Here is a 15,276-nt window from a genome sequence, read left to right as displayed (position 1 = left end):
TAAAAGCGAGGGATTCTTGGTTCACCGAGTTTCCTTAACTTGACAGGACGTATCCAACCAAGCTAGAGGGAATCTCTCCTCAAGCGTATAAGTTTCGGTGTGTCCCACCGTACTTAGTCCTCTTTTCAAAATGTTGATAGCAGCATTAACATCTCTATCTTCGGTATAACCACAATGGGGACAAACATGGGTTCTTGTAGATAGGGATTTAGACACTTTTTGACCACAGTTAGAACAGTTTTGACTCGTGTTATGGGGCGGCACTGCTACCGTAGCCTTACCATATTTAAAGCCAAAATACTCTAGCCATTGACGAAACGTTGACCAAGCTGCATCATTAATAGATTTAGCTAGTCTAGAGTTTTTTACCATGCCTTTGACATTTAAGTTTTCGTAGGCGATGAAATCGTTAGATTTAATGACGCGCAATGCCTCTTTTTCAGCAAAGCCTCTACGTTGCCTACTTATTCTTAAATGTTTTCTAGCATATCTCTTTCTAGCCTTTTGATAGTTGTTTGATTGGGGTTGACCTTTCTTAAACTTTTTAGATTTCTGCCGATTCAGACGGTTTAATCTTTTTTCTGCCTGGCGATAGTATTGTGGTATCTCTACTGTTTCACCATCACTGTTCCCATAGAACACTTTTAAGCCTACATCCAATCCTACACATCTTTTAGTCGGTTCTAGCGGTTTAGCGTATTCCCGAATATCAACGTTAAGGCAGAATTGGACATAGTAACCATCCGCTCGTTTAATAATCCTAACTCGTTTAATTTGGTCTAAAGGATAAAAGTTTAGGTCTCTAGTTCCTTTCAGTTTAACCGTCCCGATGTTTTTCTTGTCTGTGAAAGTTATCTTTTTCCGGTCCTCCGATAGCTTCCAACCAGAGTGTTTATATTCTACAGAACGGTTATTCTTTTGGAATTTAGGATAACCTTTTTTCCCTTTAACCTTTTTCTTACAATTGTCATAGAAACGAGCAATAGCAGACCATGCTCGTTCAGCAGATGCTTGTCTGGCCGTAGAATTTAGAGTATCAACAAACTTGAACTGTTTGGCGAGAACTGCACAGTATTTATTGAGAGAATATTTGTCTACTTTGTCTTCTCTCTTGCCATCCATCCAAAGCTTTAACGCTTTGTTTCTGATGAATTGTACTGTACGAATAGCTTCGTCTATAGCCAATGACTGATAAGGCTTAAGCACAGCTTTCATCTCTAAGATAATCATTGTTTCTCGACCCCAAACAACTATTTGTATGCTATGCTATATAGCACAAATTGTCAAGGTTTAAGTCGTGCTTCCTGTCACTGAGCCTGTCGAAGTGCTGTTTCTCTACTGGTCGGGGTTTCATCCCGTCGGTGTTCGTGAAACGTTGCGCAGCTGTCCCCGAGGGTCTTCACCCCGACATTCTCGATAAAGGTGTCCTGATTTGGTTCGTAGTTGCGCTTAAGCGCTCTAGACGTGCTGGCTAGTAACAAAAAACTTACTCAAACCTACAAAAAAACGAAAAACTAAGGGCTAAAGCCCAACAACAAACTGGGTTGGTAGTTAGGTTTAAGCCCCCAATCCCTTGTTTCTGTTCCCTCCCGATGGGAGTCTCAGCGCTTGGTGGTGAATACCGTGGTGAACATCATCAAAAAAGCACCAATGGCGATAATAACCGCTAATCCGCCGATGATCCCATTGAGGGTTTCAAAATCTTCCATGTTTTTTCTACAATAAACTACAGTTTCACAGTAACCCTCTTAACCTACCCCCGTCAAAGTAAAACCCTATGACCTCTTCAGGGAAACCTCCGGTTCACTCAGAACCCGATTCAGTGGCTCAGGAGTCCTCTTCCTTATTACTCAAGGGAACGACACCTTTTGTTATCCCCCAAGCCCAATCTACTCCCTTGGTGATTCCCTTGGAAACGTTGAACGCTTGGCTGATTATTGTAGCTATTACGGTGATGATGATTGGTTGGCTGTTTAATGTCGGTTTAATGCTATTTGCGGGGGCTTTAGTGGCCTTGTTAATTTCCTTACGAATCACGATCCCAGCCATTCGACGCTGGTTAATCAAGTTTCTCACCCCCGATGAACGACGGACTCTCTTAGGGATTGTGGGCATTGTGGGGGCGATCGCAGGCTTTGGTCAAGTGTTCGGAGTCTATCAAGGGGTGAGAAGTTGGTTAAATCAAGCCAAATGGGACGAATTTGGCTCCTGGGCCGAGTGGTTTGGAGCCGTAGGTCAGATTATGATTGCCGTAATTGCCGTTTATGTAGCCTGGCAGCAATATGTGATCTCTAAAGACCTCACCATCCGGCAAAATACCATTACCCAACAACAGACCATTGATGCTTATTTTCAGGGGATTTCTGATTTGGCCTTGAGTGATGAGGGCTTGCTGGAAGATTGGCCCCAAGAACGCGCTTTTGCCGAAGGACGCACGGCCGCCATTTTGAGCAGTGTAGACGCGGGAGGAAAGGCCAAGATTTTACGCTTCCTCTCTCAGTCTAAATTGGTGACTCCCCTCAAGCGGGATGCTTTGCTGGGGCGGGCGATTTTAGATGGGGCCGGGGGCTATGCGGAAGATCGTCAGCATGGCCTACGGGTGATTGATTTGGGGGTGATGTTGGCGCGGGCGGATTTGTCGGAAACGGATTTGCGCTGGACGGATTTAAGTGATGCCTATATGATTGGGGCGGATTTGAGTCGTTGTGATCTGGTGCGAGCTAATTTGGCGCGGACGGTTCTCTATGATGCTAATTTACGAGGGGCGGATCTCAAAGGGACTCGTTTATTCTATGGGTTTGTGGAAACCGCAACGCCCCGTCTGCCTAATGCCACACCCAATTATGAAACAGGGGAGTATACGGGGGCTGTGGTGGAAAAAGCCGATTTTACCGGGGTTCAACGGTTGAGTGAGGAGCAACGGTATTATTGCTGTTGTTGGGGGGGAGAAAAAACCCGGGCGACGATTCCGGGGGGGTGTGAGGGCATTCCCAATCATTTAGGACGTTAGGAGACAATGGTCTAGAGTGGGTTTTCAGGAGGTTATGGGCAATCAAGAGGGGGGCAATCCTCGTTATTCTTTTGTGATTCCGGTGTATAACGAGGAACGGAATTTGGGGGAGTTGTATCATCGTTTGGATGGGTTAAGCGATCGCCTAGATGGATCCCTAGAATGGGTTTTTGTCAATGATGGCAGTCGGGATCAGTCTTTAGCCCTCTTGCGGAATCTCCAGCAAAAGGATCCCCGTGTCACCTATATCAGTTTGGCGCGGAATTTTGGGCAACAAATCGCTCTCACGGCAGGTTTACACTTTGCCCGGGGGGAGGCGGTGATTATCATGGATGCGGACTTACAAGACCCCCCAGAAGTGGCTTTAATGATGATTGAACGCTGGCAAGCGGGCTATCAGGTGGTTTATGCCCAACGGACGAAACGACATCAGGAACAGTGGTTAAAACGCTTTTATGCCTATGTGTTCTATCGTATTTTGCAACGCTTGGCGAATGTAGAGATTCCCCTAGATAGTGGGGATTTTTGCTTAATGGATCGGCAGGTGGTGGAGGTGTTGAATTCTTTGCCGGAACGCAATCGTTATTTGCGGGGGTTACGATCTTGGGTGGGATTTACTCAAACCTCGGTGCGCTTTGAACGGAATCCACGCTTTGCAGGCGATCGCCAATACACTTTCACTAAGTCCCTATCCCTTGCCATTGATGGGTTAGTCTCCTTTTCTAAAGTCCCCTTACGACTGGCAACCTATACCGGACTTTGTGCGGCGCTGGTGGCGTTAATTATGGCCGGAATGGTGTTATATTGGCGCATTGTCGCCCCTGATTCTCCGGTAACAGGTTTAGCGACGATTTTAATTGCGGTGTTTTTCTTGGGAGCGGTTCAATTGGTGAGTATTGGTATTTTAGGAGAATATATTGGTCGCATTTATGAAGAAGTCAAAGGCCGTCCGCTTTATGTGGTGTCGGAGGTGGGAGGCGGGAGTCGGGGGGCGGGAGTCGGTAATAGGTAATAGGTAATAGGTAATAAGTCTTAATTCCCCCTCTCCCTCTCTCCCCCTCTCCCCCTCCCCCCCTCTCCCTTCCCGTTCCCTATTCCCTATTCCCTAAATTATGGAACCCCCTGTAGAACGAGTTAGACTGTCCCAAACGGCTAAAGAACAACTAACAAAACTCAAGCGCCAGACCAAAATTGACCAGTGGAACATTCTCTGTCGTTGGGCGTTTTGTCGTTCTCTGGCAGAACCGACCATTCCCTCCCCCGTGCCGTTACCTGCCGATAGTAATGTTGAATTAACGTGGCGGGTTTTTGGGGGAGAAATGGCCGATTTCCTGACTATTGCCCTTAAACAACGCTGTGAGCAAGATGGACTCGGCACCAACCCCGAAACCCTCGCCACTCAGTTCCGTCTCCATCTCCACCGAGGCATTGGCTATTTAGCCGGGGATTCGGACTTAAGGCGTATTGAGGATTTAATCCAATTGATAACTAGGGAACAGGGAACAGGGAACAGGGAACGGGGGGAGAGGTAATAGGGAACAGGTAATAGGGAACAGGGAATAGGGAACAGAGAACAGGGGTTCTTGACTCCCGATTCCCTATTCCCGGATTTATTCAACAAGCCCCCATGAGGCCTCTTTTTTAGCCTGCAAACACGGCGGCGGCGGCCGCTACGCCTGCGCCGGGGGTTGCCCCTTCGTAGCCTAATTGTTGTAAGGTGGCTTCTAAGGCGGCGATCGCCGCTAAAATATCTCGCTCACAGACAAACCCTAAATGACCAATGCGGAAAATCTTCCCTTTCAGGTGATCTTGTCCCCCCGCCATAGCAATATCAAACTTGTTCCGTAAAGTAGAACGAATGGCCTCCGCCTCAACACCCGTCGGTAAAACCGCCGTTACAGCCGGACTTGCACAATCATCCGGAGCAAAGGGAGATAACCCCAACGCCTTCACGGCCGCACGAGTGCCTTGAGTTAACCGTTGGTGACGGGCAAAAATCCCCTCTAAGCCTTCTTCCCGCATCATTTGTAAGGCCACTTGTAAGCCAAACACCAAATTCACCGGAGGGGTAAAAGGTGTGGTATGTTTAGCCGTTGCTTTGCGATACTTACCCAAATCCAAATAATAGCGGGGTAAGTTAGCCGTTTCGTAAGCCTTCCAAGCCTTCTCACTCACGGCCACAAAACCCAAACCGGGGGGAACCATGAACCCTTTTTGCGACCCAGAAGCCACCACATCTAAACCCCACTCATCAATAGGGACACTAATTGCACCCATACTGGTGACAGCATCCACCATAATTAAAGCTTCCCCGTGTTCTTTGACCGCTTTATTAATGCTTTCGAGGTCGTTTAAAACCGCCGTTGAGGTTTCGGAATGGGTTAGAATTACCGCTTTAATTTGTTTCTCGGTATCGGCGGCTAATTTTTCTTCAAAGGCGGCCGGGTCTAGGGGTTTGCCCCATTCTGCACTGATGCGTTCTACATTTAAACCATAGGCTTCTGCCACTTCTCCCCAACGTTCGCCGAATTTCCCGTTACATCCCACTAAAACGCGATCGCCTCGGGAGAGAAAGTTAATCATCCCTGCTTCCATCGCCCCTGTGCCGCTAACAGTCAGCATCTGGACATCTTGGGCGGTTTGGTGCAGCCATTTTAAATTCGCGCTGACCTCTTCCTGAATCTTGCTATAGTCCCCACTACGGTGGCCGATGGGGTGCTTGGCCATCGCTTGTAACACCTGTGCCGGAACCGGAGTTGGCCCCGGAATCATTAACATATTTTTATCTTTCATCTGCGCCTTGCATAACTAAAATTAACCCCAACGTTCCTTGATGGGACAGAGGGGGGAAAAAAGAAATAGCTTCCCATTATATTGCGCGGCCTAGACCCTTGTCAATTTCTGCCTGTCCCCAACGGACAGAAAACCGAGCGGTTCAATCTGACTTGAAAAACTCCGTAATAGAACGGAAGTAATTGCGGTTTTATATGTAAATTTTTAATAAGCTTTTGCGTGTTTTCATTGACGATCTAGATTAAAAGTTCTTAGCTTGGAAGGGTATTAAGTATAAATTCTAGTCTATCGTTTTATCACTCCATTGAGTATTCCCTGAAATTACGGATGGGGGAGATTGGAGGTAGTTCTAGGATTTGCTCTATCACAGAGGGTCATAATTATGGGATACAAACAAACGGCGATCGCACTTTCACTCGCTACCCTAGGTTTAGTCCTAGGTAACAGTGCGGCAGAAGCTTTTACCTTAAATCGTTATACTCAAACTGAATTTGAAGCGTTAGGTTTAAACCTGCCTTGGCAATGGACGGCTGAATCTCGTATTGGTCGTGTCGGAGATCATCAACTGAATATTCACGACAGTACAAATAGTCACCTCAACCGGGTACAAGCAGACTATAATTGGGTCAGTGGGAAATCGGTGGATTTTTCCCTAACCTTTGATAGTGTTGCTAAGACTTTAACCTATGTTGTGGGCGATGTGGAACTATCTAAAACCAATTTAGGAGTTAGCAGTTTTTCCGATTTACTTATTCGGACTGTCGCTTATGAATATGATAGCCGCATGGCACTGATGAATCTGTTTTTAACGGATGACCAAGGGGGTGGTCGTTTAGGTTGGACGTTTAACCAAGGTTGCCGTTGGGGACAAAATTGTGATACAACCCCCAAATATTTACATATTAGTGATATTGTGGGCAGTTTTACCTTAACAGGTCAATCTGTCATGAGTTGGAAAGATTGCGCCATTCCGGTTGGCTCAGAATTGGCTTATCAAGTTAAATTGTCGGGAGAAAAAGTTCCAGAACCCGCCGGGATTTCTTTATTCTCTCTGGCACTGTTAGGGTTATTTATTAAACGGAAACGGTCATTGAATGGTTGAGGGAAACCTTAAGAAAACTGGGTTTTTGAGTTGATTTTAGGGGGAATTAATGAGTTCCCCCTACTACTATTTAGCAGACCTTAGTTAAAGCTTTAAACTTCTCCGTTTCAGCTAAAGCGGGATTAATGCCAAACCAGCGCCCTTGTTCATCTCGATATTCAAAAACAAACATACTGCGCAAAAGGATTTGATAATCTTGTTCCCCACTGAGGTCTTGTTTCTTCACCACCTCTAAGATTAAATCCCACTCGTGATCCTCAACGGCCAAGAGAATATCATCTCGATAGGCCCCAATCACGCTTTCTACACATTCTCGGGAAATGGGGGGATCATCATGACGTAAACAGGTAAAGAGGAGGCCGAGTAAGTTCCGAATATGACCCCCACTGACGCGACAAAGACGGTCGAGGGTGTCGGGATGGTCGAAGATGGTGGAAATCTGCGTTAAACGGGTTTCTGGGTCAAGATCGGGGAAGGCACGGGCTAAGACTAACTGACGCAGTAGACCCATGCCTTGGCTGTGTTCTTCCCCTTTGCGATTCTGAACTGGAACCATGGGTAAGATGGTTGGGGCGACTCCTCCCCCCAGACGGTTTTTCAGGGTTTGGTAATCGTTGGAGAAAATCAGATTGAGGGGGATCGTGTAGACCAGATGGCATTGTAAGCGCCGCAGTTGGGATCCCCGATCAATAAAAAGGTGTTCTGGGAGCGATCGCGTGGAGGTGGCCGGACGGGGTGTAATACGGTCTAAGTTATCGACTATGACCACGATCCCCTGTTTGCCTTGATAGTGTAATTCTTGATTGCCTAGCTCTAGAATTTCTTGATTAATAGCGCGTAAAATGCTCTCAGTGCGCGGTTCTAGGGACTGTTTGAGTTGTTCGCGCAGTTTGGGGTTTTCTTTGGTTTTGGCGGTAATTCGAGCAATACCGAGGGATAATTCTGCTTCGGCATTGAGTTCTACGGGAACTTGGAGGAAGTCTTTCACTTCTTGAAACAGGTTTTGGAAATAGGTCGGTTTCAGGCGAACTCCGGCCTTTTCCAGACTCTCACTGACGGAACGAGCGATCGCCAATAAAATATCACTCACACTCACATCAGCCATATCTAAATCCCGACTGGATTCAAAATAGACCACATGAAAATCCTGTTCTTCCAAACGGGCTTTTAACCGTAACAGTTCCGTAGACTTCCCACAACCAATATGTCCGGTAAACAGTTGACAAGTGGGTTCATCGGGGGAAAGACGGGTAATGGTGCGTTCGAGTGCCTCCACTACTTTTCCCCCCCGCACGGCCGAAAAATCAATGTAATATTGCCGTTCCTGGGGATTGGCTGAATTAATGGTTTTGCTTGGGTTACAAGCTTTGAAAAACTGAAGTAGATGCAATTTCATGTCAGACCCTGATGCTGGTTTCTCTAAACAAGTTTGAGTGACCATAAATATTCCCAGTTGTCAAGATGTATGCTTTGATTTCCCTGATGATCGAAGTCTAGACGAGAAGATTGTCTGACCTCCCCCTGCAAGACACACAACAACCCAGTCCCTGAATGTCAAGATTATCTAACAGACTAACAGGGCATTATGACAAGTGTGTGAAATTTTGTGAACAAGATAGAGGTCTGGACTATTTTCTCTAGAAAGAATCAATTTGGGGAAGGACTGCCCAATCTTTTAGACTTGGGATATGATGCTTGTATCAGCAGAATGCCCCAAGTCAACAGACTTTTAACAGGATACAAAAAATCGTAGCTCCCTAGATGACTGTGATTGCGTCCATCTCCTCCAACGATTTGAAAAGTCGCCGACAACAGCTTAAACGCCGTCGCCAGGTCAAACTGATTCAGACCATTTGGCGATCGTTCTTTGTTGCGGGTTTAACCAGTGGTTTAGTGTGGGTTGTTACCTTGCCCAATTGGGTGATCTACGAACCTGACCAGGTGGAGATTGAGGGGAATCACCTGCTGTCTGTAGCGGCCATTCGTTCTTTCTTGCCCTTAGACTATCCCCAACCCATTATAGAACTCGAACCTCAAAAGCTCACCCAAGAAATTGAGGCGATCGCACCCATTGCTAAAGCCACCGTCACCCGGAAGCTCCTGCCCCCTAGTTTAACCGTCATCATCCAAGAACGTCGTCCCGTTGCGATCGCCCGTTCCTCCCACCCCTCCCACCACACCCCCGGAGAACTCGAAATGGGCTTTATTGATGCCGAGGGTGTTTGGCTACCCAAAAGCAGCTACCAAGACCTAGACAGCCTCCCAGACCCCCCTGAATTAGTCGTAGTCGGATTAACCCATCTCCTCCTCCCTTACTGGTCAGAAATCTATCAAAACGTCCAACGTTCCACCGTTCAAATCCAAGAGATCAACCTTCAGACCCCGGGTAACTTAATCCTAACTACCGAAATCGGCAAAGTTCATCTGGGAGTCTATAACAGCGACCGTTTCACCGAACAATTGCGCGTCCTCGCCGAAATGCGCGACCTTCCCACCCACATTCAAGACCGCAAAATCCGTTACATCGACCTCAGTAGTCCTGATTCCCCCTCCATCGAATTAGATTGATAGGAAAACAGCCAAACACCCCCCAATCTTTTGTCAGGTGTGCCAGACAGATTAATCTTTCACTTCCCCATCCCCCGCCAATCCCCCGACGGAATAAACGCCGTTCATTAAACCCCGCCAACGCCAAACCCGAACGCAACAGAGGATTCTCCACAATGCCCAGTGCAGAGAGAGATTGCCCCGATGACACTGGTCTAGTGGGGGGTGTGGATTGTTCAATATCCGGCAAGAAAAAGCCATGAGTCGCCAAGTGGAGAATCCGGGGGGATGGAGTTTGTTTCACCACATTTTCCGTCGCCCCATTGCCCGTTAATATCACCCCATCGCGGAGTAAAGTGGCCAACACCTGACCCTCCTCAGCAGCACCCGGAAGAGAATCCACCCGCAATTGAGCTAAATCCATGGAACGTTTCGCCTCTCCCCGACTGGCGACTGTTTGTGAGGGATTGGCTTGGATATAATCAGGATTCGCCAGAATCAGGGGCGGGTTTTGGCTGGGTGGAGTATATTGCAAACGGATTAAATCCCGTCCTGTGGTGAGGTAGGTAATGGAATAGTTCTCAACCAGATACTCTCCCTTTTCATCCACCAAAGCCGCAAAAGGTAGTAGGTTTAATTGTCCATCTGGGGAGATAAGTAATTGTTTAGTATTGCCCAATTGAGCGCGAATCGGCTCCATCAGGACTTTATTTTTTATAAAAATTGCCAAGAAAACCCCATCCCGCAAGTGGAGTGGGGATGAGAGGCAAGGCCGACCCAGGGGTTCAATACCATCGGAATGACAGTTAACCTCTCGGTTTTTGCGTTTCGATGTATCTCTCTTCTGTCAAACTGGGGTCAAACAACTAAAACTCCTGGGCTGTGATGGTTTGACGCTCCCATCGCTAAAAGCGAGGGATTCTCAGTTCATCGACACGCCTTACAATTGCCTATCTCTTGCGAGCATTACCTAAACCGTCTAACCGTTCGGCCCAACCAATTAGCAAGCCTAGTTTAGACAATCCCAGAGGGCTTTATCTCCCTGAGCGTACTAGGATAATTACCTAGAGTTAATGTGCGCCCCACATTACTGAAAACAATCTAATTCTTGAGTTTTCTGGATTTGGGCTTACGTTAGTTTCCCTAGCTATGTTTTTCGTGGTTTTCGCTACCCACTATTTGTATCCTTGTGCGACACTTTCGAGTTCAAGCTCCACCCCTATTTCAGGCTTACTGCAACACTCTGGGAATTCAAACCAATTCAATCCTATGGGTTTTTAGTTTTATTGTCAAGCATTGGTCGGCTTTTCATCTCATCGGTAAAACCGAGAGCCTTTGCTGCGCAACGTTTCACGAACAAGCCGACATTTTAGATAACTTCGTGGAATTATCCAATAGTGACAGAAGAGAGGTATAGCAACCGCCTAAGCCGTTAGGACAATATCTTGGTCTGGTTGCCCAACACTGCCGTAATAAGTACCATCTGACCACATCCGAGAACCCCAGAACTTACGCCGCTTCAAGTCAGGGAAGGTGTAGAATAGTTAATGTGCTAGGTGAGCGTAGAGCATGGATAGCTCTAGATTGTCCTTTTATCTCGGAAGTTCAATACTGGATCATTGCCTGATGAAGCGTACCGTTTCTGTCCCTGTTGATTTACCCGGTGAGCGGTTTTTGCCCCTCATGGGCTTTTGTGCTGAGATTTTTAACCAGCATATTGACTGGGCATTGAAACGGTATTTACACAACCGAAAAACGTTGCAGCAAAAAGGCACTCGTTCTGCTAAACGTCGCCTTAAAGCGATGAGTGGGCGCGAGAAGTGGTTCATGGGAGACGTGAATCACTGTGTCACGAAGAAACTGGCAAACTTTCGGGACGTAATTTTGGCGAGTCTATGAATGAAGAATCCCCATCTATGCAAGAGCGAGGAGCGTCAAAAACCTCGGATTTTGCCCACAAATCAACAGAAGGCAAATCAACAGAAGGCAAACGACTGCAATAGACCCATGACTCCTAAACTCCCCCAACAACGGTGGAATATCGCCCCTGCCCAACCCGAAGCTGTTGCTGAAGTGGTGCAAAACACCGGACTTTCTCCTATTCTGGCTCAAGTTCTACTCAATCGCGGCATTACCACCCCCCACGCGGCTCAAGTTTATCTGAAACCCGGGTCAGAGTCATTGCCGCCCCCTTTAGAAGAATTCCCTGACCTTCAGAAAAGTGTGGATTTGCTGATCCATGCCATAGAAGAAGGAGAGAAAATCGCTATTTGTGGGGATTATGATGCGGATGGCATGACTAGCACGGCCTTGTTGATTCGGGCGCTGCGTCATTTGGGGGCTGATGTAGACTATGCCATCCCCAGCCGGATGAAAGATGGCTATGGTATCAATAAACGGATTGTCAAGGAGTTTGCCGAGCAGGGTGTGGGCTTGATTCTGACTGTGGATAATGGAATTTCGGCCTATGATGCGATCGCCTTAGCCATTGATTTAGGCCTCAGCGTCATTGTCACCGACCATCACGACCTCCCCCCCAAACTCCCCCCGGCCGATGCCATCCTGAATCCCAAACTCATCCCCGAAGAGTCCCCCTATCGCGGATTAGCCGGAGTCGGGGTCGCCTATATTTTAGCCGTCACTCTTGCTCAACAACTGGACACCACCAAAGGCCTCATTCATCCCCTCCTTGAACTCTTTACCCTCGGCACCATCGCCGACCTCGCCCCCTTAGTTGGAGTCAATCGTCGCTGGCTTAAACGAGGCTTAAAACAACTACCTAAGTCCGATTTAGAAGGGATTAAAGCCCTCATGCAGGTGGCTGGAGTAGGGGATCAAAATAAACCCATGCCACCGGACACGATTGGCTTTCGTCTCGGACCTCGCATTAACGCCGTCGGCCGCATTGGCGACCCCCAGATAGTCATTGAACTATTAACCACCGATGACCCCGGCATTGCTTTAGAACGGGCGATGTATTGCGAACAACGCAATCAAGAACGACAAGAGATGTGTTCTCAAATTGAGTCAGAAGCCCTTGAGAAAATCGAAAACGACCCCATTCTCTGGCAAAATGACCGGGTTTTAGTCCTTTTTCAACCCCATTGGCATCATGGCGTAATTGGGATTGTAGCCTCTCGTTTAGTGGAACGGTACGGCGTTCCCGTGTTTATTTGTACCTCAGAAGATGATGGGTCTATTATTCGCGGATCCGCCCGAGGGATTCCTGAATTTCATGTATCCCAAGCCTTAAATTATTGTGATGATTTATTAGAAAAATATGGCGGACACAAAGCCGCCGGGGGATTTAGTGTTAAAGCAGAAAATTTTGCCGCCTTTCAAGCTCGTTTGAGCGAATTTGCTCACCAATGTTTAGATCCCCATCATCTTAAACCTTTAATTGAGATTGATGTAGAGGTCAATTTTAGTCAACTCCAAAGCCTTTTATATCAACAAATTGAGGAACTTCAACCTTGGGGAATTGGCAATGAAACCCCTATATTTTTAAGCCCTAATGTTCGGATTATGGAACAGCAAGCCGTGAAAGGGAATCATTTAAAAGCCACCTTTCAACAGGAAACGCCCCAAGGAAATAAAGAATTTAAGGGCATTGCTTGGCGGTGGGGTGAGTATTGTCCTTTACCGACTTGGGTAGATATTGCCTATAAATTAAAGGAAAATACCTTTAATGGGGCGACCAATTTAGAGTTAGAAGTTGTAGGCGTTCGTCCGGCAGATCCTCAGTTTGTGCCCCCTAAAACTGAGGTTAAAACGGCACATTCTGAACGGGTTAATGAGATAAACGCTCCCGTCTTACCTGAGCCAAATGGGGTCGTAAAAAAAGCGGCTTTTCTCTATAACAATCGGCGTTACACTTGTAGTTTATGGGAGTCCTTAAATGAACTGAGAATCCGTAATGATCAGGGGAAAGTGCTAGCCATTGTGCGGGGACAACGACGGGGATTATTAGGGGTTAACCGGGATTCTGCTCGGGAAGTTGATGTTACCCAAGCCCCGTTTTATGACCTAATTAAAGCAGCTTTAGCGGCTTTAAAACAGGGTTAACTGGTTAGATTACTCACGGGGAAAACGACGAAGAATTTCCCCCATCAACTCCTGCTCTTCTCTAAAGAAGATGTCAACGTGACATCCTCCCGACACCGACCATATTTCTTAAACCGGGGAAAACCAAAACTTCTTTTCCAGAAAAAGTTAAACGCTTTGTCTAAACGCCCCATAACCTCTTGCAAGACCTGAGACTGAACTCGTTTTAGTTCTGGGTATTGCTGTTTGGCTTGAGTTAAAGCTTTAATCCCTAGTAAATGATTGTTGGTTAATTTTCGGGGCATCGAACCCCTCAATTAACCGTCTTTCATCCCGACACTGACATTTGCTACGCAACGCTTTGCTACGCAACGCTTTGCGTTCACTTCGTGACGCTTTGCTACGCAACGCTTCGCGAACGCGAACGCGAACGTACAGTGCGGGGCTTCCCGACGATGAGCTAACGGACTTCGGAGGAAGTTTCTGCGTTGCTTTCTACAGTGCCGAGGGGGGAGAGACGTTCGGTAAGGTACTGTTTGGCGAATTGGTCGTGGATGAAACGGGTCACGGGGGGATGGGGAAAGAGGGACGGGGGTATTTGATCAGATTGCTTCTGGTGTCCCTCTTGATACGGTGGGGGTTAACTCTTGATTACTGAGGATTGTTGACTGTACTAAAGGCTTCCTCTGGGGCTTCTAAGGCCTCTAGTTTTTGCCAAACGGTTTGTAAAAGGCGATCGCATCCCGCCCCCGTCACCGCCGAAATTTCACAGATGGGGTCTGGAGTCACTTGGGCAAATTCCCCCCGCATAAACTGCACCCAATCCTCATCCATCACATCCGTTTTATTTAACGCCAAAATCTGAGGCCGTTCCCCCAAACCCCGACCATAGGCGGCTAGTTCCGCTTGAATCGTGCGGTAGTCCCCCAAAGGGTCATCCCCCGTGATATCGACCAAATGCACCAATAACTTGGTTCGTTCAATGTGGCGTAAAAATTCATGACCTAAACCCACCCCGGCATGAGCGCCTTCAATCAGTCCGGGAATATCCGCAAATACTGTCCCATCTCCCGTCGGTTTACGCACGACTCCCAAATTCGGAACCAACGTCGTGAAAGGATAATCGGCAATTTTCGGACGGGCGGCCGAGAGAACCGAAATCAGCGTAGACTTGCCGGCATTGGGGAGCCCAATTAACCCCACCTCGGCCAATAACTTCAACTCCAACCGTAACATCCGTTCCTCCCCCTCTAATCCCGGCAGGGCGTACTCTGGGGCGCGGTTCTGGTTGCTCAAAAAATGTTGATTCCCCAGGCCTCCCTTGCCCCCCTTGGCCACACAAATCTCTTGCCCCACCGTGACTAAATCCCCGATGACCTCCTCCGTCTCGGCATCATAAATCATTGTGCCGCAGGGAACTTTAATCCGCAAATCCTTCCCAGAAGCCCCCGTGCAATTATTCGGTCCTCCTCGTTTCCCATCATCGGCCTTGAAAATCCGGGCATAGCGGAAATCTAACAAGGTTTGCAGGTTCTCGGCCGCTTCAATAATCACCGACCCCCCCCAGCCCCCATTTCCCCCCGAAGGCCCCCCGGCCGGGACATATTTCTCCCGTCGAAAGGCAACAATCCCGTCCCCTCCCTTTCCGGCTTTGACTTCAATCTGTGCGTAATCAATAAATTGCATCTTTAACTCTTCCCCTCACTGGGGTTTCTAAAAATTCGCTCCTAGACAGCGCCCAAAATGAGCGCCTGCCCTGGGCTGATGGGTTCAAAAATAC

12 protein-coding genes and 1 pseudogene are annotated in these 15,276 nt (G+C 47.6%); 7 read left to right on the top strand and 6 right to left on the bottom strand.

From position 1 onward, the window contains the following. Positions 1 to 21: 21 nt before the first annotated feature. Positions 22 to 1,230: an RNA-guided endonuclease InsQ/TnpB family protein gene (locus SPI9445_RS0116865; protein ID WP_026079875.1), complete on the bottom strand. Its 1,209-nt coding sequence runs from the start codon at positions 1,228 to 1,230 to the stop codon at positions 22 to 24. Positions 1,231 to 1,777: 547 nt separating this feature from the next. Between SPI9445_RS0116865 and SPI9445_RS31450 the strand changes: the two genes are divergently transcribed. The 3 genes from SPI9445_RS31450 to dndE all read left to right on the top strand — a co-directional run bounded on the left by SPI9445_RS31450 (position 1,778) and on the right by dndE (position 4,542). After that, the gene (locus SPI9445_RS31450) at positions 1,778 to 3,010 is read left to right on the top strand and encodes a pentapeptide repeat-containing protein (protein ID WP_017305947.1); all 1,233 of its coding nucleotides are present in this window, start codon (positions 1,778 to 1,780) and stop codon (positions 3,008 to 3,010) included. 34 nt (positions 3,011 to 3,044) lie between these two features. Beyond that, a complete protein-coding gene (locus SPI9445_RS0116850) occupies positions 3,045 to 4,022 on the top strand; it encodes a glycosyltransferase family 2 protein (protein ID WP_017305946.1) in 978 nt (325 codons plus the stop codon). 100 nt (positions 4,023 to 4,122) lie between these two features. Beyond that, positions 4,123 to 4,542 carry a DNA sulfur modification protein DndE gene (gene dndE, locus SPI9445_RS0116845; protein ID WP_017305945.1) on the top strand — a complete coding sequence of 140 codons (420 nt, stop codon included), beginning with the start codon at positions 4,123 to 4,125 and terminating at the stop codon, positions 4,540 to 4,542. Between the two features lie 109 nt (positions 4,543 to 4,651). On the opposite strand, the gene SPI9445_RS0116840 is transcribed toward dndE, so the two are convergent. Then, complete coding sequence (locus SPI9445_RS0116840; protein ID WP_017305944.1) at positions 4,652 to 5,803, bottom strand: pyridoxal-phosphate-dependent aminotransferase family protein; 1,152 nt, start codon at positions 5,801 to 5,803, stop codon at positions 4,652 to 4,654. Between the two features lie 382 nt (positions 5,804 to 6,185). Here SPI9445_RS0116840 and SPI9445_RS0116835 point away from each other — a divergent pair, with 382 nt between their 5' ends. After that, positions 6,186 to 6,905 carry a PEP-CTERM sorting domain-containing protein gene (locus SPI9445_RS0116835; RefSeq protein WP_017305943.1) on the top strand — a complete coding sequence of 240 codons (720 nt, stop codon included), beginning with the start codon at positions 6,186 to 6,188 and terminating at the stop codon, positions 6,903 to 6,905. 70 nt (positions 6,906 to 6,975) lie between these two features. Here SPI9445_RS0116835 and SPI9445_RS0116830 read toward each other — a convergent pair whose 3' ends face one another. Next, complete coding sequence (locus SPI9445_RS0116830; protein WP_026079874.1) at positions 6,976 to 8,301, bottom strand: P-loop NTPase fold protein; 1,326 nt, start codon at positions 8,299 to 8,301, stop codon at positions 6,976 to 6,978. A 365-nt stretch (positions 8,302 to 8,666) separates the two neighbouring features. Between SPI9445_RS0116830 and SPI9445_RS0116825 the strand changes: the two genes are divergently transcribed. Next, positions 8,667 to 9,473, top strand: coding sequence for a cell division protein FtsQ/DivIB (locus tag SPI9445_RS0116825; RefSeq protein WP_017305941.1), 807 nt, complete (start codon positions 8,667 to 8,669; stop codon positions 9,471 to 9,473). On the opposite strand, the gene SPI9445_RS0116820 is transcribed toward SPI9445_RS0116825, so the two are convergent. Continuing rightward, complete coding sequence (locus SPI9445_RS0116820; RefSeq protein WP_237747977.1) at positions 9,436 to 10,182, bottom strand: CHAT domain-containing protein; 747 nt, start codon at positions 10,180 to 10,182, stop codon at positions 9,436 to 9,438. The genes SPI9445_RS0116825 and SPI9445_RS0116820 overlap by 38 nt on opposite strands. 896 nt (positions 10,183 to 11,078) lie before the next feature. Between SPI9445_RS0116820 and SPI9445_RS0116815 the strand changes: the two genes are divergently transcribed. Both SPI9445_RS0116815 and recJ read left to right on the top strand, forming a co-directional pair. Beyond that, positions 11,079 to 11,351 carry a hypothetical protein gene (locus SPI9445_RS0116815; protein ID WP_017305939.1) on the top strand — a complete coding sequence of 91 codons (273 nt, stop codon included), beginning with the start codon at positions 11,079 to 11,081 and terminating at the stop codon, positions 11,349 to 11,351. A gap of 108 nt (positions 11,352 to 11,459) precedes the next feature. After that, positions 11,460 to 13,517 (top strand): single-stranded-DNA-specific exonuclease RecJ, encoded by a 2,058-nt coding sequence (gene recJ, locus SPI9445_RS0116810; protein ID WP_026079873.1) that lies wholly within the window; start codon positions 11,460 to 11,462, stop codon positions 13,515 to 13,517. Between the two features lie 89 nt (positions 13,518 to 13,606). Here the strand turns inward: recJ and SPI9445_RS31795 are convergent. Both SPI9445_RS31795 and obgE read right to left on the bottom strand, forming a co-directional pair. Beyond that, positions 13,607 to 13,762, bottom strand: a pseudogene (locus tag SPI9445_RS31795) (RNA-guided endonuclease TnpB family protein); the annotation flags it as partial. 385 nt (positions 13,763 to 14,147) lie between these two features. Further along, complete coding sequence (obgE, locus tag SPI9445_RS0116795; RefSeq protein ID WP_017305936.1) at positions 14,148 to 15,182, bottom strand: GTPase ObgE; 1,035 nt, start codon at positions 15,180 to 15,182, stop codon at positions 14,148 to 14,150. Positions 15,183 to 15,276 lie beyond the last annotated feature (94 nt).

This window comes from Spirulina subsalsa PCC 9445 (assembly GCF_000314005.1).
GTDB classification, from domain to species: Bacteria; Cyanobacteriota; Cyanobacteriia; order Cyanobacteriales; family Spirulinaceae; genus Spirulina_A; species Spirulina_A subsalsa.
This window is presented reverse-complemented; position numbering and strand designations above follow the sequence as displayed.

Excerpts from the sequence above, each read along its gene's own strand:
- SPI9445_RS0116840 (WP_017305944.1), bottom strand. The coding sequence starts at position 5,803 with ATGAAAGATAAAAATATGTTAATGATTCCGGGGCCAACTCCGGTTCCG.
- SPI9445_RS0116825 (WP_017305941.1), top strand. The coding sequence starts at position 8,667 with ATGACTGTGATTGCGTCCATCTCCTCCAACGATTTGAAAAGTCGCCGA.
- SPI9445_RS0116835 (WP_017305943.1), top strand. The coding sequence starts at position 6,186 with ATGGGATACAAACAAACGGCGATCGCACTTTCACTCGCTACCCTAGGT.
- SPI9445_RS31450 (WP_017305947.1), top strand. The coding sequence starts at position 1,778 with ATGACCTCTTCAGGGAAACCTCCGGTTCACTCAGAACCCGATTCAGTG.
- SPI9445_RS0116815 (WP_017305939.1), top strand. The coding sequence starts at position 11,079 with ATGAAGCGTACCGTTTCTGTCCCTGTTGATTTACCCGGTGAGCGGTTT.
- SPI9445_RS0116865 (WP_026079875.1), bottom strand. The coding sequence starts at position 1,230 with ATGATTATCTTAGAGATGAAAGCTGTGCTTAAGCCTTATCAGTCATTG.
- dndE (WP_017305945.1), top strand. The coding sequence starts at position 4,123 with ATGGAACCCCCTGTAGAACGAGTTAGACTGTCCCAAACGGCTAAAGAA.
- recJ (WP_026079873.1), top strand. The coding sequence starts at position 11,460 with ATGACTCCTAAACTCCCCCAACAACGGTGGAATATCGCCCCTGCCCAA.
- SPI9445_RS0116830 (WP_026079874.1), bottom strand. The coding sequence starts at position 8,301 with ATGAAATTGCATCTACTTCAGTTTTTCAAAGCTTGTAACCCAAGCAAA.
- obgE (WP_017305936.1), bottom strand. The coding sequence starts at position 15,182 with ATGCAATTTATTGATTACGCACAGATTGAAGTCAAAGCCGGAAAGGGA.
- SPI9445_RS0116850 (WP_017305946.1), top strand. The coding sequence starts at position 3,045 with ATGGGCAATCAAGAGGGGGGCAATCCTCGTTATTCTTTTGTGATTCCG.